20 protein-coding genes are annotated in these 22,311 nt (G+C 39.4%); 14 read left to right on the top strand and 6 right to left on the bottom strand.

Features of this window, described 5'->3' with window-relative positions; genetic code table 11:
- The first annotated feature begins 64 nt into the window (after positions 1–64).
- A complete protein-coding gene (locus tag ABD985_RS20685; RefSeq protein ID WP_345375164.1) occupies positions 65–586 on the top strand; it encodes a peroxiredoxin family protein in 522 nt (173 codons plus the stop codon).
- On the top strand, positions 586–1,062 hold the full coding sequence (locus ABD985_RS20680) for a nitrous oxide reductase accessory protein NosL (RefSeq protein WP_345375162.1): 477 nt from the start codon (positions 586–588) through the stop codon (positions 1,060–1,062). The genes ABD985_RS20685 and ABD985_RS20680 overlap by 1 nt, the downstream gene beginning before the upstream one ends.
- A 178-nt stretch (positions 1,063–1,240) precedes the next feature.
- On the opposite strand, the gene ABD985_RS20675 is transcribed toward ABD985_RS20680, so the two are convergent.
- The gene (locus ABD985_RS20675) at positions 1,241–2,395 is read right to left on the bottom strand and encodes an N-acetylmuramoyl-L-alanine amidase family protein (RefSeq protein WP_345375159.1); all 1,155 of its coding nucleotides are present in this window, start codon (positions 2,393–2,395) and stop codon (positions 1,241–1,243) included.
- 430 nt (positions 2,396–2,825) lie between these two features.
- Here ABD985_RS20675 and tatC point away from each other — a divergent pair, with 430 nt between their 5' ends.
- Positions 2,826–3,641, top strand: a complete 816-nt coding sequence (tatC, locus tag ABD985_RS20670; protein ID WP_345375157.1) for a twin-arginine translocase subunit TatC — start codon at positions 2,826–2,828, stop codon at positions 3,639–3,641.
- A gap of 66 nt (positions 3,642–3,707) precedes the next feature.
- Here the strand turns inward: tatC and ABD985_RS20665 are convergent, their stop codons facing one another.
- From ABD985_RS20665 to ABD985_RS20655, 3 genes are all read right to left on the bottom strand, one after another.
- Entirely contained in the window at positions 3,708–4,145 is a 438-nt protein-coding gene (locus ABD985_RS20665; RefSeq protein WP_345375155.1) for a peptidylprolyl isomerase, read from the bottom strand.
- Positions 4,146–4,223: 78 nt separating this feature from the next.
- Entirely contained in the window at positions 4,224–7,478 is a 3,255-nt protein-coding gene (locus ABD985_RS20660; RefSeq protein WP_345375153.1) for a PAS domain-containing protein, read from the bottom strand.
- Positions 7,479–7,665: 187 nt separating this feature from the next.
- Complete coding sequence (locus tag ABD985_RS20655; protein ID WP_345375151.1) at positions 7,666–8,250, bottom strand: thymidine kinase; 585 nt, start codon at positions 8,248–8,250, stop codon at positions 7,666–7,668.
- A 161-nt stretch (positions 8,251–8,411) separates the two neighbouring features.
- Between ABD985_RS20655 and miaA the strand changes: the two genes are divergently transcribed.
- Positions 8,412–9,323 carry a tRNA (adenosine(37)-N6)-dimethylallyltransferase MiaA gene (gene miaA / locus ABD985_RS20650; protein ID WP_345375149.1) on the top strand — a complete coding sequence of 304 codons (912 nt, stop codon included), beginning with the start codon at positions 8,412–8,414 and terminating at the stop codon, positions 9,321–9,323.
- Positions 9,324–9,395: 72 nt separating this feature from the next.
- Here the strand turns inward: miaA and dusB are convergent, their stop codons facing one another.
- Positions 9,396–10,379, bottom strand: a complete 984-nt coding sequence (gene dusB / locus ABD985_RS20645) for a tRNA dihydrouridine synthase DusB (protein WP_345375147.1) — start codon at positions 10,377–10,379, stop codon at positions 9,396–9,398.
- 184 nt (positions 10,380–10,563) lie between these two features.
- Here dusB and ABD985_RS20640 point away from each other — a divergent pair, with 184 nt between their 5' ends.
- From ABD985_RS20640 to ABD985_RS20615, 6 genes are all read left to right on the top strand, one after another.
- Positions 10,564–11,526, top strand: coding sequence for a CPBP family intramembrane glutamic endopeptidase (locus ABD985_RS20640; protein WP_345375145.1), 963 nt, complete (start codon positions 10,564–10,566; stop codon positions 11,524–11,526).
- A 74-nt stretch (positions 11,527–11,600) separates the two neighbouring features.
- Positions 11,601–12,443 (top strand): phosphatidate cytidylyltransferase, encoded by an 843-nt coding sequence (locus tag ABD985_RS20635; protein WP_345375143.1) that lies wholly within the window; start codon positions 11,601–11,603, stop codon positions 12,441–12,443.
- A 166-nt stretch (positions 12,444–12,609) separates the two neighbouring features.
- Positions 12,610–12,798 carry a hypothetical protein gene (locus ABD985_RS20630; RefSeq protein ID WP_345375141.1) on the top strand — a complete coding sequence of 63 codons (189 nt, stop codon included), beginning with the start codon at positions 12,610–12,612 and terminating at the stop codon, positions 12,796–12,798.
- Positions 12,799–12,803: 5 nt separating this feature from the next.
- The gene (locus ABD985_RS20625; protein ID WP_345375139.1) at positions 12,804–14,204 is read left to right on the top strand and encodes a cytochrome ubiquinol oxidase subunit I; all 1,401 of its coding nucleotides are present in this window, start codon (positions 12,804–12,806) and stop codon (positions 14,202–14,204) included.
- 96 nt (positions 14,205–14,300) lie between these two features.
- Entirely contained in the window at positions 14,301–15,377 is a 1,077-nt protein-coding gene (gene cydB / locus ABD985_RS20620) for a cytochrome d ubiquinol oxidase subunit II (RefSeq protein ID WP_345375137.1), read from the top strand.
- Positions 15,378–15,521: 144 nt separating this feature from the next.
- Positions 15,522–15,896, top strand: a complete 375-nt coding sequence (locus ABD985_RS20615) for a DUF2147 domain-containing protein (RefSeq protein WP_345375135.1) — start codon at positions 15,522–15,524, stop codon at positions 15,894–15,896.
- A 184-nt stretch (positions 15,897–16,080) separates the two neighbouring features.
- Here ABD985_RS20615 and ABD985_RS20610 read toward each other — a convergent pair whose 3' ends face one another.
- Positions 16,081–16,452: a DUF423 domain-containing protein gene (locus ABD985_RS20610; RefSeq protein WP_345375133.1), complete on the bottom strand. Its 372-nt coding sequence runs from the start codon at positions 16,450–16,452 to the stop codon at positions 16,081–16,083.
- A gap of 325 nt (positions 16,453–16,777) precedes the next feature.
- Here ABD985_RS20610 and uvrB point away from each other — a divergent pair, with 325 nt between their 5' ends.
- The 4 genes from uvrB (at position 16,778) to ABD985_RS20590 (ending at position 22,183) form a co-directional block, all read left to right on the top strand.
- A complete protein-coding gene (gene uvrB / locus ABD985_RS20605; RefSeq protein WP_345375131.1) occupies positions 16,778–18,799 on the top strand; it encodes an excinuclease ABC subunit UvrB in 2,022 nt (673 codons plus the stop codon).
- Positions 18,800–18,801: 2 nt separating this feature from the next.
- Entirely contained in the window at positions 18,802–19,971 is a 1,170-nt protein-coding gene (locus ABD985_RS20600; RefSeq protein WP_345375129.1) for a tetratricopeptide repeat protein, read from the top strand.
- Positions 19,972–20,095: 124 nt separating this feature from the next.
- Complete coding sequence (locus ABD985_RS20595; protein ID WP_345375127.1) at positions 20,096–21,637, top strand: YifB family Mg chelatase-like AAA ATPase; 1,542 nt, start codon at positions 20,096–20,098, stop codon at positions 21,635–21,637.
- 108 nt (positions 21,638–21,745) lie between these two features.
- Positions 21,746–22,183 (top strand): CYTH domain-containing protein, encoded by a 438-nt coding sequence (locus tag ABD985_RS20590; RefSeq protein ID WP_345375125.1) that lies wholly within the window; start codon positions 21,746–21,748, stop codon positions 22,181–22,183.
- The last annotated feature ends 128 nt before the right edge of the window (positions 22,184–22,311 follow it).

The following is a 22,311-nucleotide window of genomic DNA, read 5'->3' as shown; positions in this document are numbered from 1 at the left end:
ATATTTGTGGGAATAGTTATATTTTCTTTATCGCTATGAATAGGCGAATAAAACCAGAGTTAATGTGAAGAGAATCATGAAATTGAGAATGCAATCTATCCGTTGGTTTTTTCCTGTTGTGATGACCCTATTGTTGGGCGCTTGTGGTGAGCAAAAAGCACCTAAGCAAGGAGAAATGGCCCCTAATTTTGAGTTAACGGGACTCGATGGTAAACCTTACAGTTTAAAAGAACAGAAAGGAAAGCTGGTTTTATTGAACTTTTGGAAGGATAACTGTGATGTATGTAAAAAGGAGTTTCCTCTTATGGAAGAGTATTACCGTGAGTTTGGCGGTGAAAACTTTGAGATTCTAGCTGTGTATTTAGGGGACTCAAAGAGTGCTCCTCAGGAGTTTAAGGATAACTATGATATTACCTTTCCTCTGTTAAAGGAAGGGAAAGACGTTGCTTTTGGACAGTATAAAATAAGAGCAACTCCTACTAATTATTTGATCACTCCGGAAGGAAAAGTTATTCGTAAGGTCGTTGGCTTTGTGGATGCACAACAAATCAAAGCCATTTTATATAACATTAAAATGAATCAGTAATGAAATGGATATATTCTCTACTATTTATCTCATTGACATTTTTGGGATGTCAATCTTCAGATAAGAAACATCAGCACCAACAGGAAGAAGCAGAGGCGACAGTCTCTGACAACTGTGCGCATTGTGGGATGCCCACTTCGTCTTATAAGCAATGGAGTTCTTCCTTGGTCGATGAGAATAGCAAAGAACATAAGTTTTGTAGCAATAAATGTCTGATGATGACGATACATCAGATGGAAGAGTTATCTAATCCAACAGAAGTATCTGTAACGGATTACTATACTTTGGAGAAAATAGATGGGAAAAAGGCCTTCTTTGTGTGGGGAAGTGATAAGGTAGGTCCTATGGGAAAAGGATTTGTTGCCTTTAAAACAAAGGAAGATGCGGAGAGCTTTGCCAAAGACTATAATGGGCAGCTACCAGTATTATCTTATAAGGACATTGATACAGAAGTAGTCAAAAAAGCGATACAGTAAGAGGTTTATCGGTGATCGCTTAAAGAAGGTTTATTGGTTATTGCTTATCGTTTAAAAGAGGTTGAAAAAATATCGGTAGGGTATTGTATGTCACTTAGGGTTAAAATAATTTTCATAACCGATAACCGATAACCGATAACCGATAACCGATAACCGATAACCGATAACCGATAACCAATTACTCCACAGCTACAATATCTTCCGCATCAACTTCTACTAAAAAGGCTTTTTTAAAGCCCTCTTGCTTTTTCACTTTTTTCAGTAGTTTGACTACTTCCTCCTTTTTGTACGATCGCCCTACAATGTATTTGTAAAGTCCTTCTTTTTCCATGACCTCCACTTCAGACTGTAAAGCTTTGAAAGCTTTATCATGAAGACTGATTCTATTAGCTCCAGCCATTACCTGTATTGCCCAATGTTTATGGGTGTAATCAGGAGATAGTTCCGTATTGCGGTCTTTCTGATTCATGGCGACGATACTAGCCTTAGGAAATCCACTTTCCTTGGCTTTCTTAAGAATTGTTCTGGCAACAGTCATTTCTGTAGCGGTACCGATAAGGTAGCGGTATTTATAGGGGCCGTTGTTCTCATCATAATACAGTTCTATCTTGTCCTTGATATGAACATAAGGCTCAGTGTTTAGGTCGAGCTTTTCTTTAGAAGAAGCCAATTGTACCTTATAGACACTTTCTGTTTTCGTTTTCTCTACACTAGGAGTGGATAGAATAAATTCCTTGGTAGCCCGATAAATAGCTGAGGCAACGATTTCTTGTCCAAACTTACTGTTGAGGTATTTTTCTTCCTGTTGGTTGGTCATAAAGCCACATTCTACTAATACGGCAGGCATTTGTGTATACTTAAGCACTTGTAGATTATAGCCTCTTTCCTGTACGGAACGAATACCTCGATTCGGACGTCTAGCCCTATCTTTTAACTCTGAGTTCAGAAGTTTTGCAAGCTTAAAAGAATCTCCTTCCTTGATTTGTATATGAATTTCGGTGCCTTTGTAGTGGTCCATGGGTAAGGAGTTGCAGTGGACACTAAGAAATAAGTCGGCATCTTGTTGGTTAGCAAAATCAACACGCTCATCCAAGGAAACAGTAGAGTCATCTTCACGAGTATAGAGTACCTTTACATCATTGATGTTCTTTTGTAAGTAAACACCAATATACTTAGAGATGACTAAATTGAGGTCTTTTTCGTGCATCCTGCCTTTTGCTCCTCTTTCTTGTCCAGTGTCTTTCCCTCCATGTCCTGGATCAATGACTACTACAAAAGGGGTCGTTCTGGTTTTTTTGATCTTTTTTGCTTGTTGACCCTGAGAGACACTCATTGTCAATAGGCAAAGAAGAAATATGTTAAATAACAGTTTGAGCATGGCAAAAACAGCGTCTATTTTTCAATTGGATTAGTGGCTAGCTTAAATACTTTAAAAAGTAAAAATTTTGAATTTTACTTATATCTCCAATTATATCTGGAAAATAATTGGAGATTGTTATTAGTGAATGACATTATTTTATGTTGTTTATCGCTTTCAATATGCGATTATCCAAACTAATTCTAAGTACTGTCCTATAATTAAAAATTAAAAACTATAGCGGGTGAAAGAAAAAATACCGACCTTTGCGGATATTTTGGGGTTATTTTATAAAGTGCTATTAATCATTGGAATAACACAAATAGTAACGATGAATTTTAAAGAGGCGGAGGTTTAAATCCGCTGATAATCGATAAAGGGCATGTCAACGAATACTACAAACGAAATGTCATTTTTAGATCACCTTGAGGTATTGAGGTGGCACTTGATTCGCAGCCTTGCGTCTATCTTGGTTTTTGCGACAGTGGCATTTATTTTTAATGATTTTGTGTTTGATCAAATCATTTTGGCTCCATCCAGATCGGAGTTTATTACTTATCAAAAGCTGTGTGAACTGTCCTCTTGGCTAGGATCTGATGCCTTATGTATCAAAGATCTTCAGGTGGAGATCATAAACCGTAAGATGATTGGTCAGTTTTCTATGCATATTGCCTCTTCTTTTGTGATTGGGTTAATTTTTGCCTTCCCTTATACATTTTGGGAGATTTGGCGATTTGTGAAGCCGGGACTATATCATAATGAGCAAAGAGCAACCTCAGGAGCAACATTTTTTGTTTCTCTTCTTTTTGGTTTAGGGGTCACTTTTGGGTATTATATTGTATCGCCTTTGGCAGTTAATTTCTTGACAACTTATCAGGTGTCAGCGAGTATTGCCAATACCATTGACTTGACTTCTTATGTCTCTACATTGATCATGATTGTACTATCAGGAGGTGTGATGTTTCAGTTACCTATTGTTACTTATTTCGTGGCTAGAGCGGGGTTGGTTGGAGCAGAGGATATGCGTACGTACCGCAAGCATGCTATTGTGGTGATCTTGCTTATTTCCGCAGTGATAACTCCTCCAGATGTGGTTACACAAGTTTTGATCGCTATGCCAGTACTATTGCTTTATGAGATGAGTATTATGATTGCAGGAAGGGTACAAAAGCGATTAGCTAAAGAAGCAGAGGCTATTCTAGGAAAGTCTGTAGATAGTTAATAGGAGCTGAGCTCCAATAACAGTGATAAAAAATAAAGGGTGTCTCTTACAGACACCCTTTATTTTTTACTCTTCGATAATCTCAATCTTCTCAATCTTGTCTCCTTGACGAATATCGTCAACAACGTCAACGTTCTCGATCACTTTACCGAAACAAGTATGGTTTCTGTCTAAATGTGCAGTGTTGTCACGGCTATGACAGATAAAAAACTGAGAGCCTCCAGTATTTCTACCAGCGTGCGCCATCGATAGTACTCCTCTATCATGGAATTGGTTATCTCCGTCCAATTCACAGTCGATGCTGTATCCTGGGCCTCCTGCACCTGTTCCGTCAGGGCAACCTCCTTGTATTACGAAATTAGGGATGACACGGTGGAATGTAAGACCGTCATAGAACCCTTGTTTTGATAGGTTGATAAAGTTCTGTACAGTTCTAGGAGCATCTTTTTCGTAGAACTCTACTGTCATAGCACCTTTCTCGGTATGTATTATAGCTTTTTTCATTGTTTGAATGATTTCGTGTTTTGTTTTCGCAAATATACTATGAGTTTCTGATAACTGCCATAACTCTATGAGTTACGATTAATTATTATGATGGTGAGAGGATGGGCGTAAGGCTGTAATATCGGTAAGGTAGGCACTTGCTGATAGGCTACCGTCTTCTTGTTCTATGATGATACCTTGCTCCATGTATAATCTAGGGGTATGTGTCTTATTGGGAAGTTGATATTTAACGGTGTAATTTCCTTTCTGTTGGAATGCTTTGTCAATAGTTTTAAGGGCTTCTTGATAGAGCTTATATTGCTCTAATGGAATTTGTAGACATTGCTCATCAGTGTGTAGGCTGTCAGACAAGTCTAGTTGTCCTCCTTTGATTTTTAGAATATCAGGCGATTGTCTTTTTCGTTCTATAATGATGCCCGGTATGCATGTTTGGCTGGAGGAAAGAGGATATTTCATCGTAGTGTCTTGCTCAAGTTGCCTTCCAAAGGAGCAAACACTTTCCACACGTCCGTGCTCGCCAAACAGAGGAAACTTTGTGAATTCATACAGTTGACCACTTTTTGAGATATACTGTGTGGTCATGGCTTTCTTTTGTTGAATGACTTTTTGGTCGCTTTCCCAAATGATTTTCACAAGATACTCGGGGAAAAGATCTATATCGGTTTTGCCAATGACTTCAAATTGTTGCTTATTAATACGGTCACAGAATGTTTGGTCTGCCATCAAATATTTTCCTGTAGTATCTTTAATGTATACTTCAGCATCATAGTTATCTAATACGGTTTGTAATTTTTGCAAGGCTTTCTCTGCTTGTAACTGACTTTGTTTGTAAGGCGTAACGTCTCTACTAGTAATAGAAAGACCTATAATACTGTTGACTCGATCATATACCGGTGCGAATTGTACAATAAAGTGTTGAATACTATTCCCTTTGCCTAAAGTAATATTTTTGGCGTGTGGAATCCCCATAAAGGTGTCCTCTACGATTGTTTTGTAGCTATCGTGTTCATGCTCTGGAATAGTTTCCCACAAAACAGATTTACGTTCTCTTATTTTCAGTCCTTGTTTTTTGAAGGCATCTTTTTGGGCATTGTTCATCATGATGATTTTAAATTCTTTATTTAACATCATCATCCGATCTGAGGAGTTATTCAATAAGGACTGTAACTGAGCTTCTCTGTTTGCTAGAATATCTTGGTTTGCTTGTAACGATTTTTCAGCATAAAGGTCCTTGATCAATCCGGCAAATTGTATTTTCTTATCTTCTAATATGGAAATAGCTCCTATAAATCGGAACCATTGCATATGTCCTTGTTTATGGTGAAGGTATATTTCCTTGGTAAATTGTTTAGAAGGGTCTTTTTGCCGAATAAAAGCATTTAATTCTTTGGTGAACAAGGGACGCTCATTAGGAAGAAGGCATTCTAGAAAACTACCCAATTCGTGTTCTAGCTGATTGTTTTCGTACCCTAGAAGTCGTTTAAATTGCTCTGACCACCAAAATACAGTCATCTCGTTGATTTCTATCCCTATAGGTAAAATACACTCCCATAAACCTTCTGAAGTTCCCTTGGTTGCCAAATGAAAGCGTTGTAGTGTATTTTCCAGTTCTTGGGTACGTTTACGCACTTCTTTTTCAAGGTCTTTTTGGAGAGATTCTAGTTCTTCCTGTCTTTGACGTGTTTCTTCTTGGGTTTTGGATAGTTTTTCTACGTGTTTTCGAGTAATCTCTTCTTGTGTGGCGAGTAATTTTCTACTTTTTAGTGATTCCTCAAGCAAGATTTTATTTTTTTCGGCATTCTGTATCCCTTGTAAGGTGTGGATGAGAGAATTACCGAGTCTTTGTACAAAATTAATTTCATGCTGAGATAAGGAAAATGTACTAGCAATCTCTATAATTCCTTTACAAGTCTCCCCTACTTTCATGGGAATGATTAGAAGTGATTTTGGAGTAGACTCCCCCAACCCTGAACGAATAGGGCTGTAGTCTTTTGGAAGTTCATCCAGATAAGTAGTTTCTCCCGTAAGGTAGACTTGCCCAATAAGGCCCTCAGCAAAATGTCCATCCAGATGTATCACTTCCCGATTTTTATTTGCTTTTGAGTATCCGCAAGAAGCCCATAATTTAAGGTATTCTTCTTGTCCATCTTTGGTGTAAAGATAAATCCCCCCTTGGATGCCATTAAGAAATCGTACTAGTTCATTGATCATATTTTGGCACAAGACCGAAAGGTCTTCCTGAGAGGTTCTCAAGACTTCCGTAAAGTGTGCCAGTCCACGATCACTCCAGCTTCTTTTTTCTTCTTCTATAGCAGCTTCTTTTAAGAGCTCTCTCATCTCTATTAATGCGTTGCCCAACATATCGTGTGGACTCGATGGTTCGAAAGGAGTATCAAATTGTCGTTTACCAACAGCGGTGGCAAAGGTGATCGCTTTTTGAATATTTTCTTTTAGGGTATGACCAGCCTGTACGATGGTTTGTAACTCATTATTGCAATGTACCTTTTCATCATTAATTACACCTTGGGCTAAGGTATCGAGCTGCTGAATAGGTACTGCAATGGATCTTTGGATATTTTTTAGTGATAAGATAGTAATGAAAAGGGTCATTCCCCCAAAAATTCCAGTGATAAGTAACAGGATGTTATTGGCTTGAGAAATACCTTGATCAATAATGGCAACATCTTCGGAAAAAGAGGCGCTTTGTGCCGTGCTCAAAGGAGCAAGCATATTCTTGATTTCAACTTTTAAGGGGCGTAAGGTATGGATAATTTCATTTTCCAGATGTAAACGAACTTCTTGCTCACTTAATAAAATCTCCTGGATAGCCTTGATAGAGTCGGGTGTATTATTCTTTAACCAATGGACATTGCTACGATGCTGTTCATAGTAGAGCTCTAACTCCCCTTGTAGGTAGCGTAATTCTCGAAGACGCAGCCCTAAAGCATCAATACTACGTTTTTCTTCAGGGGATAACTCTTTGGCGATTTCCTCAATTTTTTTGAGTGCAGGAGATATTTCTAGGTCCCAGATAATACCTCTTTCTTCTTTTAAGGTATTATTATCACTAAGGAAATACCCTCTCAGAACGGCAGAAGATCGTTCTATACTTTCTTGTATCTGACTTATTTTGGCATGCAGTGGGTTGCTTATATTCACTACCTTACTTCCTGTGCTACGGATATATCGGTTTTGTAGTAATACCATACCTGAAAAGACCGATAGAGAGCACACAAAAAGAATACCCATCAAGACAATGCGTCCCTGTATGGTTTTTAGGTTCAGATAGGTTTCGAAAAGGTGTGATAAGAACTGAATAGATCTGCCAAGCATATAGATAGTTAAAAACGAAAAGGGTTAATAGTATACATGCCGTTTGTGAACGAGCGTTACTATGGGTTTTATGTTCTAATGCTTAATCTAATTGGATTATTGTTTTGATAAGAGTGGAATAGGATAAATGGTATGTAATATAAAAGGTAAATGTGTAAGGGCGTGATTTATCACACCCTTACACATTTTATTTCTCATTGGCTAAGTTATAGCATTTTCGACATAGGGCTTCGTACTTATCACTCTCTCCTAGCTCTACTTGTGAGTGGCTTTCATGGGTGCGGAAGGAGAATTGTGCAGGCTCTCCGCATCGCATACAGACCGCATGTAGTTTGGTGACATATTCAGCAATACTCATTAGGGCAGGCATAGGATGGAAAGGTTGTCCTTTATAGTCCATATCTAGGCCACAAACTACGACTCTTATACCTTGATCGGCTAGTTTACAACATACTTCAACAATATCCTGATCAAAAAACTGTGCCTCATCAATGGCGATAACATCGTAGCCCTCACTTTTTTCCAGAATTTCTTTAGAGTGGCGTATGGGGATGGATTCCACTGTATTTTTATTATGTGATACCACATCGTTAGCATCATAGCGTACATCGATATGAGGTTTAAAGATGCGAACGCGTTGCTTGGCGATGACTGCTCGGGTAACTCTGCGGATTAATTCCTCTGTTTTACCAGAGAACATGGAGCCACAAACCACTTCTATCCACCCAGCGTGGGTAGAAGCCGTATTACTAAATCTTGGTTCAACAAACATGAAGTATATCTTTATACGGTTGGGATTGCTTACCTTTGAAGCATTCAACCTATGATGAATAAGCATGGAGAGTACAAAAGAGCACTAGTGTTCCTTTGTTGTAGGTTGCAAAATTAATAGATTCAGTAGAATTATCAGGTGTAATTAATCGCTTTTTCGAGATGACCTTTGACAAATTATTGGTGGTGATTGTAGGACCAACTGCGGTAGGTAAAACAGATTTGTGTGTAAAAGTAGCTGAATCCTTTGATACAGAGGTGCTTTATGCAGATTCCCGACAGTTTTTTAAGGAGCTATCGATAGGAACGGCTAAGCCTACTCCTGAAGAGATGAGAGACGTCCCTCATCATTTTGTAGATTGCTTGTCCATTGAGGAGGAATATAGTGCTGGGCAATATGAGCGAGATGTCATAAGTTTATTGCAGGATGATATTTTTAAAAGAAAGGAGATAGCCATTCTTTCTGGAGGCTCAGGAATGTATGTGAAAGCTGTATGTGAAGGCATGGATGATTTGCCTGAGGCAGATTTGGCAATAAGAGAGCAAGTAATCTTAGATGTCAAGGAGAAAGGGTTAGAATATCTACTACAAGAGCTTCAAGAAAAAGATCTTCAGTATTATGAACAGGTAGATCGAGCGAATACTCAACGAGTAATGCGTGCTATAGAGGTTATTCGAATGACAGGAAAGCCGTTTTCATCTTTTAGAACAGCCAATAAAAAACAACGTCCCTTTAAAATATTGAAGATAGGTTTGGAAAGGGATCGTGAAGAATTATATGACCGTATCAATCGCCGTATGGATATTATGCTGGAACAGGGATTGGTAGAGGAAGTCGCTTCTGTAAAGCAGTGGAAAGATAAAAATGCCCTTCAAACCGTAGGCTACAAGGAAATTTTTGATCACTGGGATGGGCTATACGATTGGGAAGAAGCGATACGCTTATTGAAGAGAAACAGTAGGCGTTATGCGAAAAAACAGCTCACGTGGTTTAAAAGAGATGAGGAGACTAAGTGGTTTCACCCAGATCAGCTGGAGGAAATCATTGCCTATATTAAGCAAGAAAAGCCATGACTAAATTAATTAACCGACAGTTGAGGTGGCGCAGGCCACCTCAACTGTCGGTTAATTTTTCTTCACCCACTTTTATACCGTTTGCAGCTCTTCTTGTACCTGATGAAGGACACGAACGATTTCGTCAAAGTCCAAAGATTCCACCAACTGAGTACGGTAAGGTTTGAAATGTGGGATACCTTTGAAGTATTGTGTGTAATGACGACGCATTTCCAGAATACCCTGACGGTCACCTTTCCATTCTACGGAGAATTTCAGGTGCTTCAAGCAAGTATTTACTCTTTCTTCCAAGGTAGGAGGAGGTAATAGCTCGCCTGTATTCATATAATGTTTGATCTCACGGAATATCCAAGGATATCCAATAGCAGCCCTTCCGATCATAATACCATCTACCCCATACTTTTCTTTGTACTCCAAGGCTTTTTGAGGAGAGTCAATATCTCCGTTACCAAAGATAGGAATATGAATATCTGGGTGATTTTTCACATCAGCAATAGGATTCCAGTCGGCCTCTCCTTTATACATTTGCTGGCGGGTACGTCCGTGAATACTCAAGGCTTGCACCCCTACATCTTGAAGACGTTGCGCGACTTCTAAGATCTTAATATTGTTGTGGTCCCAACCTAATCGTGTTTTTACTGTAACAGGAAGGTTGACTTGCTTGACAATCTCCTCTGTCATCTTTTGCATTTTAGGTAAGTCCAGAAGGATACCTGCTCCGGCACCTTTGCAGGCTACTTTTTTTACAGGACAACCATAATTGATATCAATCACCTCGGGCTGGGCTTCTTCAGCAATGGCTGCAGCCTCTCTCATTGACTCGATTTTATCGCCAAAGATTTGTATACCGATAGGACGTTCGTAGTCGTAGATATCCAATTTTTGTACACTTTTGGCAGCATCTCGAATAAGTCCTTCGGCCGAGATGAACTCCGTATACATCATGTCAGCACCATTTTCCTTACAAACGGCACGAAATGGAGGATCGCTGACATCTTCCATAGGGGCTAGCAATAATGGAAAGTCTCCTAACTCTAAATTTCCTATCTTTACCACGAGATATAATTTTTCTTATGAATAATTTTATATTCTTATTGATCGTATGATTATTTTTACAAAGGATGTACTTTTAATCATACAGGTATATAACTATTTTGCTGAGCTATTTACTCACGAAGGATGTTAATAAACACCAACATGTTATTTTGGATAGCAGATCAAATCAGGACAAAAATACAATATGGATCATAAAAATACAGCAAAGCCCTCTCAAAGTCTTTTTATTAGGGTGGTACTTCTTATTTTATTTATGCTGGGAGGGTACCTCATCGGTCAGTTTTTAAGTATTATCATTGTACTACCTTACTTTGGATTTGATCTGGACGCCATCTTTGCGATGACTGCGAATATGACAGGAGATGAGTCATACCGTACACCTTTGCTTTTGATTCAGGGGGTATCGAGTTTTTGCCTTTTTGGAGCGGGACCTTGGTATTTCTGGAAATTCACAAAAGGAGAAAGTCCAATGCAGTTGTTCCACCTCAAGCCAATGACCAATAATCGATTAATTTTGGCCGGAGGAGGGATTATTTTATTAGCAATACCTACAATTGGCTGGTTTGTATACTTGAATCAGCAGATGGCTTTACCGGAGGCCTTCAAAGAACTGGAGCTGTACATGAAAGATATGGAAGTCCGTTTGGCAGAGACAACCCTGTTTTTACTTGGCTTTCAGAGTATATACCAGTTTATTTTGGGGTTACTTGTCGTTGCTGTATTGGCAGGGATATTGGAGGAGTTTGTATTTAGGGGGATATTACAAAATATGTTTCTGAAGCAATGGGGCAATGCGCATATGGCGATTTGGATCAGTGCCATTGTTTTTTCTGCGATTCATATGCAATTTTATGGCTTCCTTCCTCGTATGTTGTTAGGGGCATTGTTTGGATACCTTTATTGGTGGTCTGGGAACTTATACGTTCCTATGTTTGCTCATTTTGTGAATAACGCCTATACATTAGTGTCGGCTTATGTTGGCCAACAGTTTTTTGAGACAAACCTGGAAGAAGAGATGTTATCAGTGCAAGCACCTTCCTTTTGGTTTATACTAATAAGTACACCTCTTTTTATAGGTGCATTATATAGTTTTTATAGGGTAAGTACTGCCGGAGTACCGGAGCAAAAAGTGCCAACCGTAGAATAAATTTTTTGTGATGATGACTGTACTTCGGTATTTCCGAACGGTAGAGTTGGAACAGCATTATTAATAATAAACACATGGCAAACGTCAAGAAGCCCTCTGAGTTGGTTCAGAGGATTATATCAGGAATATTGGGAGGATTGGTTATTGTAATGGGAATACAATACAGTGAATGGACTTACTTTTTAGTTTTTTTATTGATCCTGATCTTTTCCATACAAGAGTTTTATCGCCTGTTAGGATTAGGGGGCAATTTACCGTTGAAAACGTATGGAACCTTTTTGGGGGCCATGATGTTTATAGGTTCTTTTTTTATTCAGAAAGGACAGTTGAGTAATCGTTATATGTACTTACTTTTTGTAGGGATTGCCTTGGTTTACCTGGTAAAGCTCTATAATAAAGAAGACAAAAAGCCTTTTGTCAATATCGCCTTGACCTTTATGGGTATTATGTATGTGGCTTTGCCTTTCTCTTTATTGAATGTAGCGAGTTTTCCACATGAGACTTATCAGTTTGAAGTTCCTTTAGGGTTGTTCTGTATCTTGTGGGCTAGTGATACAGGGGCTTATTTCTCAGGAAAGACCTTAGGCAAACATAAATTATTTGAACGAGTGTCTCCTAAAAAGACATGGGAAGGTAGTATCGGAGGAACATTATTAGCGATACTCGTAGGCTTAGGATTATCTTATTATTTTGATGTATTACCGGTGTGGGTATGGATCGTATTTGCCCTGATTATTGTGATTTCCGGAACATATGGAGACTTGGTAGAATCCTTATTTAAGCGAAGTATTGCTATTAAGGACTCAGGAAGAAGTATTCCAGGGCATGGAGGGTTTCTGGATCGTTTTGATGGATTACTTTTAGCAGTTCCTTTTATTACGGCCTTTTTGGAGTTTTATCATTTACTAGGAAAGTAAATTTTTATAAATAATATAAAGCCAGCCCCCCTAATGATTGAACTTAATCATTAGGGGGGCTTTTTTGTTTATTCTTGGAAACTATTCAATCTAATTAGGGTTTTAAATAGTAAATATTTGAAAACTCAATAATTTGTATTCGGCTTATAATCAAATAGAATAACCCTTGACAAAAGTACAAAAGCAGTTCTTAATCGTAATTGGAGCATTGCTGATTTACATGTTGATAAGTCGTGTTTTACCCCTTTTTTTCCCTGAAGACCTGAGCTTACAGATTCGTAAGGGCTTAAAGGTGATTGGAGGAGTAATATTGCTTGTAGCACTTATCAAGACATATACCCAAAAGAACCCTTAACAATTATGGATGTCGAAATACTTGCACGAATTCAGTTTGCGTTTACGATCATCTTCCATTATATATTTCCCCCTTTTAGTATTGGGTTAGGGCTGATTATGGTGATCATGGAAGGGCTTTACCTGAAGACAGGTAATGTTGTTTATGAAGTGATGACCAAGTTCTGGACCAAGATCTTTGCGGCCAACTTTTCAATTGGCGTAGCTACAGGAATTGTAATGGAGTTTGAGTTCGGGACCAACTGGGCTACATACTCCCGCTATGTGGGAGACATTTTTGGATCACCTTTGGCAGCCGAAGGAATCTTTGCCTTCTTTTTGGAGTCAGGTTTCTTAGCCATATTGCTTTTTGGGTGGAATCGAGTATCTCCTAGGATACATTTTCTGGCGACGGTAATGGTTGCCTTAGGCTCTATGATGTCAGGATTCTGGATTGTAGTAGCAAATTCCTGGATGCAAACACCTGCAGCTTATGAAATTGTTGGAACAGGGGATCAGGCTAGAGCAGTGATTACGGATTTTTGGGGGATGGTATTTAATCCTTCTTCAGGAATACGCTTTGCTCATACCATTGTAGGCGCTTGGTTACAAGGGAGTTTTTTGGTGATTAGTGTTTCGGCCTACTTCTTACTGAAAAAGAGACACAAGTCTGTGGCCAAGCGATCATTTAAAATAGGTTTATATGTGGCGTTGTTTGCAGCATTGATTCAGCCCATTTTGGGACATGAGCAAGCCAATGTCGTTGCGGAGTATCAGCCTGTAAAACTTGCCGCGTTTGAGGGCTTGTATGAAACGACTAAAGAAGCCCCCCTATATGTAGTAGGGTATACGGATCCAGAGTCTGAACAGACGTATGGTATTCAGGTTCCAGGTATGTTGAGCTTTCTGATAGGTTTTTCTTTTGATCAAGAGGTACAGGGGTTAAAGGCTTTTCCTAAAGAGGACTGGCCCGGTCAAATAGGGCTGGTTTTTCAGACCTATCATATTATGGTGGGGATTGGAATGTTATTAATAGGACTCTTGCTTTTAGGTGCCTTTCTCAATTTTAAAAAGCAACTGTTTTCTAACGATATAATGCTCAAAGTATTTGCCTGGTCCGTGGTGTTACCTGTGATCGCCAATCAGACAGGATGGATATCAGCAGAGGTAGGCCGACAGCCTTGGATCGTTTATGGGATGCTGAGAACTAGTGATGCTATTTCTAAGTCCGTGACCGGAGGAGAAGTGTTTACCTCTATCTTATTATTCTTCGTTTTATATGTCTTTCTGTTCTTCACTTGGCTTTATATTCTTAATAAGGAGATTAAGCATGGACCAGATGATACAGATGAGACATACTTTGAAAGTGGTTATCTCAAGCGAGCAGAGAAGTTGAGTGGCCTGGATAATAAAGAAAAAGACGAATAGATTCATTTAGGGCTTGTTTCAAATACTGATTTAGATAGAGCAATTTTCTCTCTGAAAATATATTTCAAACAAGCTCTTAAAAGCCCCAATTAAGTTATGGACTATAATGTTATTTGGTATTTATTGGTAGGAATTCTTTTAGTGGGATATGCGATCCTGGATGGCTTTGATCTGGGAGTGGGTGCCTTGCATCTTTTATCCAAAGGAGATCATAACCGACGGATTGTAATGAATTCTATTGGTCCTGTATGGGATGGCAATGAAGTATGGTTAATCACTGCTGGAGGGGCCTTGTTTGCCGCATTTCCTCATGTGTATGCCACTGCATTCTCAGCATTTTATTTGCCCTTTTACTTATTGTTGGCAGCGTTGATATTTCGGGCTGTAGCTATGGAGTTTCGTTCCAAAGAGCCTGGAGAGCTGTGGAGAAATACTTGGGATAAGTTATTTTCTATAGGATCCATTCTAGCTTCTTTTCTTTTTGGAGTGGCTATTGGGAACGTGATTATAGGAATGAAGATTGGTTCCGATATGGAGTATGCCGGTACCTTATTGGAGCAACTTAACCCTTATGCTATATGTACGGGGTTATTCACAGTAGTTATGTTTACGATGCATGGTGCCAATTACCTATTAGTGAAGACGGAGGGCGAGTTACAAAAACAGGTTGAAAAATGGGCTTTTAAAGCTTATTGGACATTTGTGATTTTTTATGCGATCACGACAGCAATAACCTTGATGATACGTCCGGAGATGGTTGCTAATTTTTCTTTTGGTTATTTTGAAGGTGTTGGTGAAAAGCACCCTTTGGTAGAAAATAATGAGGTACTAATTTCTATATGGGCATGGACAGTAGCCATTCTTAACTTCCTGGCAGTACTGAATATCCATCGCTCTCTTAAGCTTAAAAATTATGGATGGGCTTTCTTATCCTCTTGCCTGTCGATAGCGGCCTTTATTACGCTTTTTGCCTTAGGTATTTTTCCAAATATGATGGTTTCTAGTTTGGAGCCAGCATATAGCCTTGATATATATAATGCAGCCTCATCACAGAAGACATTGAAAATCATGTTCTACCTGGCCTTGGTGGGGATACCTTTTGTTCTTTCTTATACCATATCTATCTATTGGGTATTTCGAGGAAAGACCAAGTTGGATGAACATAGTTATTAAAAAGGTAGGGGCGACCCCATGTGGTCGTCCTCGCCTGTAAAAGGCAGGCTGTATGTGGTCGCCCAACGTCATTTGAGGGGAAATTTGACAAAATTTTTCACCTTATATCTACTACCTTTTACTTTAAAAATAACCCAATTAAAAATGAACAAGCTACTACTAATAACCTCATTACTCTTGTGTAGCCTTATGGTTAAAGCACAAGAGTCTATCGAAGGCGTGTGGGTAACACGGAAAGAACAATCACATATACAGATTTATCAGGAAGGAGAAACCTTTCAAGGAAAGGTAGTTAAGACGCAAGACCCTGAGGATGATGCTTTGGGGGTGAAAATTCTGAGAGGCTTTTCTAAACAAGGAGATGTCTGGGTAGGAGAAATCTATGCTCCTCATCTTAATACTTGGTTCGATACAGAACTGAGAAGAATAGGCCAGGTGTTAGAAGTGAAGGTAACGACAGGATTTATTTCCAGAAGGTTAGCGTGGGATTTGCAGTTTATTAATCAAAAAGAGCAGTAAAGAGGCTTTGTTCATATTGTTTCGATGAGCTTCGTTTGTTCATACCGCTACACGGAGTATGTTAGTTGAATTAATTATTGGAAGTAGCTTACGCTACTTGTTATGGAGTCAAGACACCATATAATAGATTACACAACTAAACAATATGAACGAGCGAAGCTCAACTAAACATCATGAACAAATACTATAGTTTCATAAACGCATAAATGGCGCATCCCCAACCAGCAATCATAGCGGTTCCTCCAATAGGAGTAATAGCACCCCACCATCCGACATTACTTAAGCAAAGAATATAAAGACTTCCGGAGAAAATTAAGGTTCCCACTCCCATCAATATACCTGCCCAATGAAGTAGTGGATCATTCATATGAAACATAAATAGACCAATGAGTAAAAGTGCTAGAGCATGATAAAATTGATATTTGACAGCGGTTTCAAAAGTTTCTAATCGGCCATTTTCTGCCAACATTCCTTTTAATCCATGAGCACCAAATGCTCCGATGGCTACGCCCAGGAGTCCAAGAATAGCGCCTGCGATCAGTATGTTTTTTTGCATTGTTTTTTTCTTGCAAAGCTAATGAATTTTATTCAGTAATTTGGGGGGCTGTAACGATGCGCTTTGTGATTGAGCATCTTCGGTACTCCCTATATTTTTTACTTTTTACTTCCTACCTTTGATAAGAGAGATAAGAACATGTTTGGAACCACATCTTTTGGTACAAAACTCTTCTAGTTTTGTCTGAGAAAGTCCTGATTTTTCATCCAATAGAACCACTATTAGGCTCAAGTCAGGAATTTCTGATCCAATTTATAGAAGTTTTCTCCTCAAAATCTGGATTCCAAACATGTTCTAAGGCATATTAAATATTTGAAGAGATAATATGGATTTTAAGATAAACTCAGAGTTCCGTCCTATGGGTGACCAGCCTGCGGCGATAAAGGAATTATCTAAAAATATAGTAGACGGAGAAGAAGCGCAGGTACTTTTGGGAGTGACAGGCTCTGGTAAAACGTTTACGGTTGCCAATGTTATTGAGCAAGTACAGCGCCCAACGTTGATCTTAAGCCATAATAAAACGTTGGCAGCTCAACTCTATGGAGAGTTTAAACAGTTCTTTCCGGATAATGCGGTAGAGTACTTCATATCTTACTATGACTATTATCAGCCGGAGGCTTATATCGCCACCACAGATACCTTTATTGAAAAAGATCTGGCGATTAATGAGGAAATCGAAAAGCTTCGATTGGCGGCTACCTCTGCGCTTCTTTCAGGTAGAAGGGATGTCATTGTGGTGGCTTCGGTATCTTGTATATATGGTATAGGTAACCCAGAAGAGTTTGGGGAAAATGTCATTACCCTGAAACAAGGAGATCGTGTGCAGCGGAATCAGTTGTTATTTCAACTAGTCAATATTCTTTATAGCCGAACAGAGGCAGAGTTTAAAAGAGGAAATTTTAGGGTAAAAGGAGATACAGTGGATGTATTTCCGGCCTATGCTGATTTTGCTTATAGGATTTATTTTTGGGGAGATGAAGTTGAGGATATTCATCGTATTGATCCAGAAACTGGAAAGCGAATTTCTTCAGAATCGGGGATCACGATATTTCCGGCCAATCTTTTCGTGACAGGTCAGGAAACTGTAAATCAGTCCATTCACGATATACAAGACGATTTGGTTGCTCAAATCAAGTTTTTTGAAAAAGAAGGACGTTTTGCAGAAGCTAAGCGTATCAAGGAGCGTACAGAGTATGACCTGGAGATGATGCGTGAAATGGGGTACTGTTCCGGAGTAGAGAACTATTCACGATACTTTGATCGAAGAAAGCCGGGAGAAAGACCTTTCTGCCTATTAGATTACTTTCCTGATGACTTTTTATTTGTGGTAGATGAGAGTCATGTCACCTTGCCACAGATCAGGGCGATGTGGGGAGGAGATCGCTCCAGAAAGGTGTCCTTAGTAGATAATGGCTTCCGTTTGCCTTCTGCTTTGGATAACCGTCCGTTGACATTTAATGAATTGGAAGGGTTATTGAATCAGTCTATTTATGTGAGTGCAACACCAGGGGATTATGAGTTGATGAAAACCGAAGGAGCTGTAGTAGAGCAAGTGATTCGTCCAACAGGTCTATTAGATCCTCAGGTGGAAGTACGTCCAAGTATCAATCAGATTGATGATTTATTGAATGAAATCAATAAGACGATTGATGAAGGTTTTAGAGTGCTGGTCACGACCTTGACGAAGAGAATGGCTGAGGAGTTGACAAAATATATGACCCGTATTGGTGTTAAGACGCGTTATATTCACTCTGAAATTAAATCTTTGGAAAGAGTAGAAATCTTAAGAGAACTGCGTTTAGGAGAGTTTGATGTATTGGTGGGGGTCAACTTGCTGAGAGAGGGACTAGACTTACCGGAAGTGTCTTTGGTAGCGATTATGGATGCTGATAAGGAAGGGTTTTTGAGAAATGAACGTTCTTTGATACAGACAATTGGACGTGCTGCCCGAAATTCTGAAGGAAGGGTGATCATGTATGCCGACAAGATGACAAAGTCCATGCAAAAGGCCATCGATGAGACGAACCGAAGAAGGAAGATACAGATGGACTTCAATAAGGAACATGGGATTACACCAACAACGGTGAAGAAGTCAACAGAAGCGATTAAAGGACAAACGAGGGTAGCAGATCATAGAACTGCAAAACCGGAGGAAGCAGTGGCAGAAGAAAAATTACAGTTGTCAGAAAGTGAATTGATTTATGATACGAATAAGGATTTGGATCAGCTAATCAAGGAGACAAAGCGACAAATGGAGAAAGCAGCCAAGGACTTGGATTTTATAGAGGCAGCTCGTTTGAGAGATCAGTTGTTTGAACTACAAGGGCGAAAGTCAGAAAATAAATAAATATGAAATATATCATTTACACCTTATTGGGGTGCATTTTTTTGATAGGCTGTCAAAAAGAGCAGCAGCAGATGGATGCCTTGATTACACTCAAGGAGCAGACGGAGGAGTTTTATGGTCGACAGATTGACTTTATGTCGGATTTGATTGATGACGAGGAAGATAATGCACATTATTATTATCTGAGATCTAAGCTTTACGAGCAGTTAGGAGATCCAGAAAAGGCTTTAATGGATATCGGAAAAGCTTTAGAATTAGATAGTAGCAGCGCGGCTTATTATGCACAACAAGCAAAGGTATTCTACTTGGAGCAGTCTATTGAGCAGGCATTACTTTCGGCAGAACGTGCTTTTGATTTGGGGTTTAAGGAACCTCATTTGTTCAGTTTAATTGGAGCGTGTTATTTGAAACAGGAGAAGTACAGCAAGGCAATTGAATACTTGAAGCAGGCATTGGTTGTGATTCCGGATGATCCAGAGATCTTGGCGACAGTAGCAGATGTCTATCAGGCACAAGGGGATACGAGTAAGGCTGTGTCCTATATGAAACAGAGTATACAAAAAAGGAGTGATAACCCGGAAGTATATGTGGATCTGATAAGTCTTTACTTAAGCTATAATGAGACAAATAAGGCTTTACAGTATGCGAAGTGGGCAATTAATGATTGTTCTCCTAATGCAGCGCTTTTTGCTCAGGTTGGACAAGCATTGGAAACACGAAATAAGTTAGATAGTGCCATGCATTGGTATAAACAGGCACTGTCAGTAGATAGTACATCTTGGGAAATTGTGAGTAAGGTGGCGGGGTATTACCGTAAGCAAAGGAAACCGGACATAGCAGTGACGTATTACGAGCAGATACTGGAGCAGCAGCCTGATTTGGCAGAAGCTTATTATCAGCTAGGTTTTACAAATGAGTATTGGTACAAACGCTATGAAAAGGCTAAAATATTTTATACCCAGGCAGTAGAACTAGACTCATCCATGACGATTGCTACTGAGGCAGCCACAAGAGTGGATAAGGCACTTAAATGGAGAGCTTATTTAAAGGCAAACCCAGAAGTTGCAGAACAAATCCGCTTAGAGAGAGAGCAAAAGGAAAAAGAAAAACAAGAGGCGGAAGCCGCTGAAGAGGGAGAAAGCAGTGAAGAAGTAACAGAAGAAGAAGAGTAATTACTTACGATACATTAAGATTTATTGACACCGGGCCGATTATATTCACTTATAGTCGGCCATCTTTATTTGATTCCATCATGATGGAACGAATAAACCGGATTCATATTTAAGATATATTATTATGATAGTTACAACACACGGTAGTACGGTACAGGGAGTCGATGCTTCTTTAATTTCTGTAGAAGCTAACGTACTGGATAATGGTTTTAATTTCTTTATGGTAGGGTTGCCAGATAGTGCCATCAAAGAAAGTATTCATAGAATAGAGTCGGCGATTAAACATTACGGATATTACTTTCCAAGAAAAAAAGTGGTCGTGAACCTGGCTCCAGGTGATGTGAGAAAAGAAGGAAGTGCTTTTGACCTACCAATTACATTAACCTTATTGGGGGCTTCAGGACAGTTAAATCCTGATAAGTTGGCTGATTATGTGATCTTGGGGGAATTGTCTTTGGATGGAAAGTTACGTCCTATCAAAGGAGTACTACCAATAGCCATAGAGACAAGAAAAAGAGGCTTTAAAGGTTTTATCCTTCCGAAACAAAATGCAGAAGAGGCTGCTATAGTGAACAACCTGGACGTTATAGGAGTGGAATCTTTAATGGAAGCGATTGATTTTATAGAGGGCAGAAAGCATATAGAACCGGTTCATTATGACACTAGGGAATACTTTTTTGATGCGCTGAATGACTTTGAGGAAGATTTTGCAGAGGTACAAGGACAGGAAAATATCAAGAGAGCTTTGGAGATTGCAGCAGCAGGAGGACATAATGTGGTGATGATAGGCCCTCCAGGTGCTGGTAAAACGATGCTGGCTAAACGAATCCCCTCCATACTCCCCCCTCCTACTTTACAAGAAGCTTTGGAAACTACCAAAATTCACTCCGTAGCCGGTTTGTTAGGGAAAAATTCTCGATTGGTTCCAAAACGCCCTTTCAGATCCCCTCATCATACGGTTAGTGATGTTGCGCTGGTTGGTGGAGGTTCCAACCCTCAGCCTGGAGAAATTTCTTTGGCGCATAATGGGGTCTTGTTTTTAGATGAGTTACCAGAATTCAAGCGTACGGTGTTAGAAGTGATGCGACAGCCTTTGGAGGAGCGAAAAGTGACTATTTCAAGGGCAAGGGTAACCGTAGACTACCCTGCTAATTTTATGTTGGTATCCAGTATGAATCCATGTCCTTGTGGTTACCACAATCACCCTGAGAAAAGTTGTGTTTGTGGACCTGGAGTAGTACAGCGCTATCTCAATAAAATTAGTGGTCCGTTAATGGATCGTATTGACCTACACGTAGAGGTCACTCCTGTAAGCTTTGATCAGATGACCTCAGCGGTACAGACAGAGAGCAGTGAGGAAATCCGTAAGCGAGTGATACAGGCCCGAGAGATACAAGAGAAGCGCTTTGAAGGGTATCCAAAGGTTCACAATAATGCAATGATGCCTGTAGAGCTTTTGAAAAAGGTGTGTGAGTTAGATGTGGTGGGTAAGAACCTATTGAAGATGGCGATGCAAAAGCTAGGATTATCGGCGAGAGCCTATGACCGTATTCTGAAGGTTTCCAGAACGATTGCAGACTTGGCAGGGAGTGAAAAGATTCTACCGGAACACTTGGCAGAAGCCATACAATATAGAAGTTTGGATAGAGAGAATTGGGCGAATTGAATGAGTGTTGTCAAACTTTTAGTAAATAAGACATTGTTATTGGGAAAATAATGAGAAGTATTATACCTTTTCCATGTATAATATTCTACACCTCATATCTGAATAAATATGATTGATATAGAAAGAAAATTTTTAGTAAATGGCCCAATTCCAGAAGGAGAAGATACGCCAATCCAAGAGGGGTATTTAAGTCGTAACCCTGAAAGAACTGTAAGAATTCGTACTAGAAAAGATAAGGCAAATATCTCGGTAAAAGGAAAAATCTCTGCAGATGGCTTGTCCCGATACGAGTTTAAACAGGAAATCAGTATGGAAGATGCCCTAAATTTGTTGAAGATATGTGAGCCTGGTGTGATTGAAAAAACACGTAGAGCAATAAAGTGGGGAGAACACACGATTAAAGTGGATATCTTTCACGGAAAATATGATGGGTTGGTAATTGCAGAAGTAGAGTTAGAGGATCCAGACCAACCGTTTGAGAAGCCAGAGTGGTTAGGAGAAGAGGTGACTGGAAACTTGAAGTATTACAATTCTAACCTGACATAAGAGAAGCCTCCGAGCGTTAAAATAAAAAAGGTCTGAAACAGCTGTTTCAGACCTTTTACTTTATAGTTGCCCGACTAGGGCTCGAACCTAGACTCTTCTGAACCAAAATCAGACGTGTTGCCAGTTAC

Origin of the sequence: Algivirga pacifica, from assembly GCF_039543525.1 — a bacterium.
Classification (GTDB): Bacteria; Bacteroidota; Bacteroidia; order Cytophagales; family Flammeovirgaceae; genus Algivirga; species Algivirga pacifica.
This window is presented reverse-complemented; position numbering and strand designations above follow the sequence as displayed.

What these genes read in the sequence shown, in the direction of transcription:
- ABD985_RS20615 (WP_345375135.1), top strand. Translation starts at nt 15,522, where the DNA reads ATGAACAAGCTACTACTAATAACCTCATTACTCTTGTGTAGCCTTATG.
- ABD985_RS20660 (WP_345375153.1), bottom strand. Translation starts at nt 7,478, where the DNA reads ATGCTTGGCAGATCTATTCAGTTCTTATCACACCTTTTCGAAACCTAT.
- ABD985_RS20640 (WP_345375145.1), top strand. Translation starts at nt 10,564, where the DNA reads ATGGATCATAAAAATACAGCAAAGCCCTCTCAAAGTCTTTTTATTAGG.
- ABD985_RS20675 (WP_345375159.1), bottom strand. Translation starts at nt 2,395, where the DNA reads ATGAGTGTCTCTCAGGGTCAACAAGCAAAAAAGATCAAAAAAACCAGA.
- ABD985_RS20680 (WP_345375162.1), top strand. Translation starts at nt 586, where the DNA reads ATGAAATGGATATATTCTCTACTATTTATCTCATTGACATTTTTGGGA.
- ABD985_RS20590 (WP_345375125.1), top strand. Translation starts at nt 21,746, where the DNA reads ATGATTGATATAGAAAGAAAATTTTTAGTAAATGGCCCAATTCCAGAA.
- ABD985_RS20635 (WP_345375143.1), top strand. Translation starts at nt 11,601, where the DNA reads ATGGCAAACGTCAAGAAGCCCTCTGAGTTGGTTCAGAGGATTATATCA.
- ABD985_RS20655 (WP_345375151.1), bottom strand. Translation starts at nt 8,250, where the DNA reads ATGTTTGTTGAACCAAGATTTAGTAATACGGCTTCTACCCACGCTGGG.
- ABD985_RS20595 (WP_345375127.1), top strand. Translation starts at nt 20,096, where the DNA reads ATGATAGTTACAACACACGGTAGTACGGTACAGGGAGTCGATGCTTCT.
- tatC (WP_345375157.1), top strand. Translation starts at nt 2,826, where the DNA reads ATGTCATTTTTAGATCACCTTGAGGTATTGAGGTGGCACTTGATTCGC.
- cydB (WP_345375137.1), top strand. Translation starts at nt 14,301, where the DNA reads ATGGACTATAATGTTATTTGGTATTTATTGGTAGGAATTCTTTTAGTG.
- ABD985_RS20665 (WP_345375155.1), bottom strand. Translation starts at nt 4,145, where the DNA reads ATGAAAAAAGCTATAATACATACCGAGAAAGGTGCTATGACAGTAGAG.
- ABD985_RS20625 (WP_345375139.1), top strand. Translation starts at nt 12,804, where the DNA reads ATGGATGTCGAAATACTTGCACGAATTCAGTTTGCGTTTACGATCATC.
- miaA (WP_345375149.1), top strand. Translation starts at nt 8,412, where the DNA reads ATGACCTTTGACAAATTATTGGTGGTGATTGTAGGACCAACTGCGGTA.
- ABD985_RS20600 (WP_345375129.1), top strand. Translation starts at nt 18,802, where the DNA reads ATGAAATATATCATTTACACCTTATTGGGGTGCATTTTTTTGATAGGC.
- uvrB (WP_345375131.1), top strand. Translation starts at nt 16,778, where the DNA reads ATGGATTTTAAGATAAACTCAGAGTTCCGTCCTATGGGTGACCAGCCT.
- ABD985_RS20610 (WP_345375133.1), bottom strand. Translation starts at nt 16,452, where the DNA reads ATGCAAAAAAACATACTGATCGCAGGCGCTATTCTTGGACTCCTGGGC.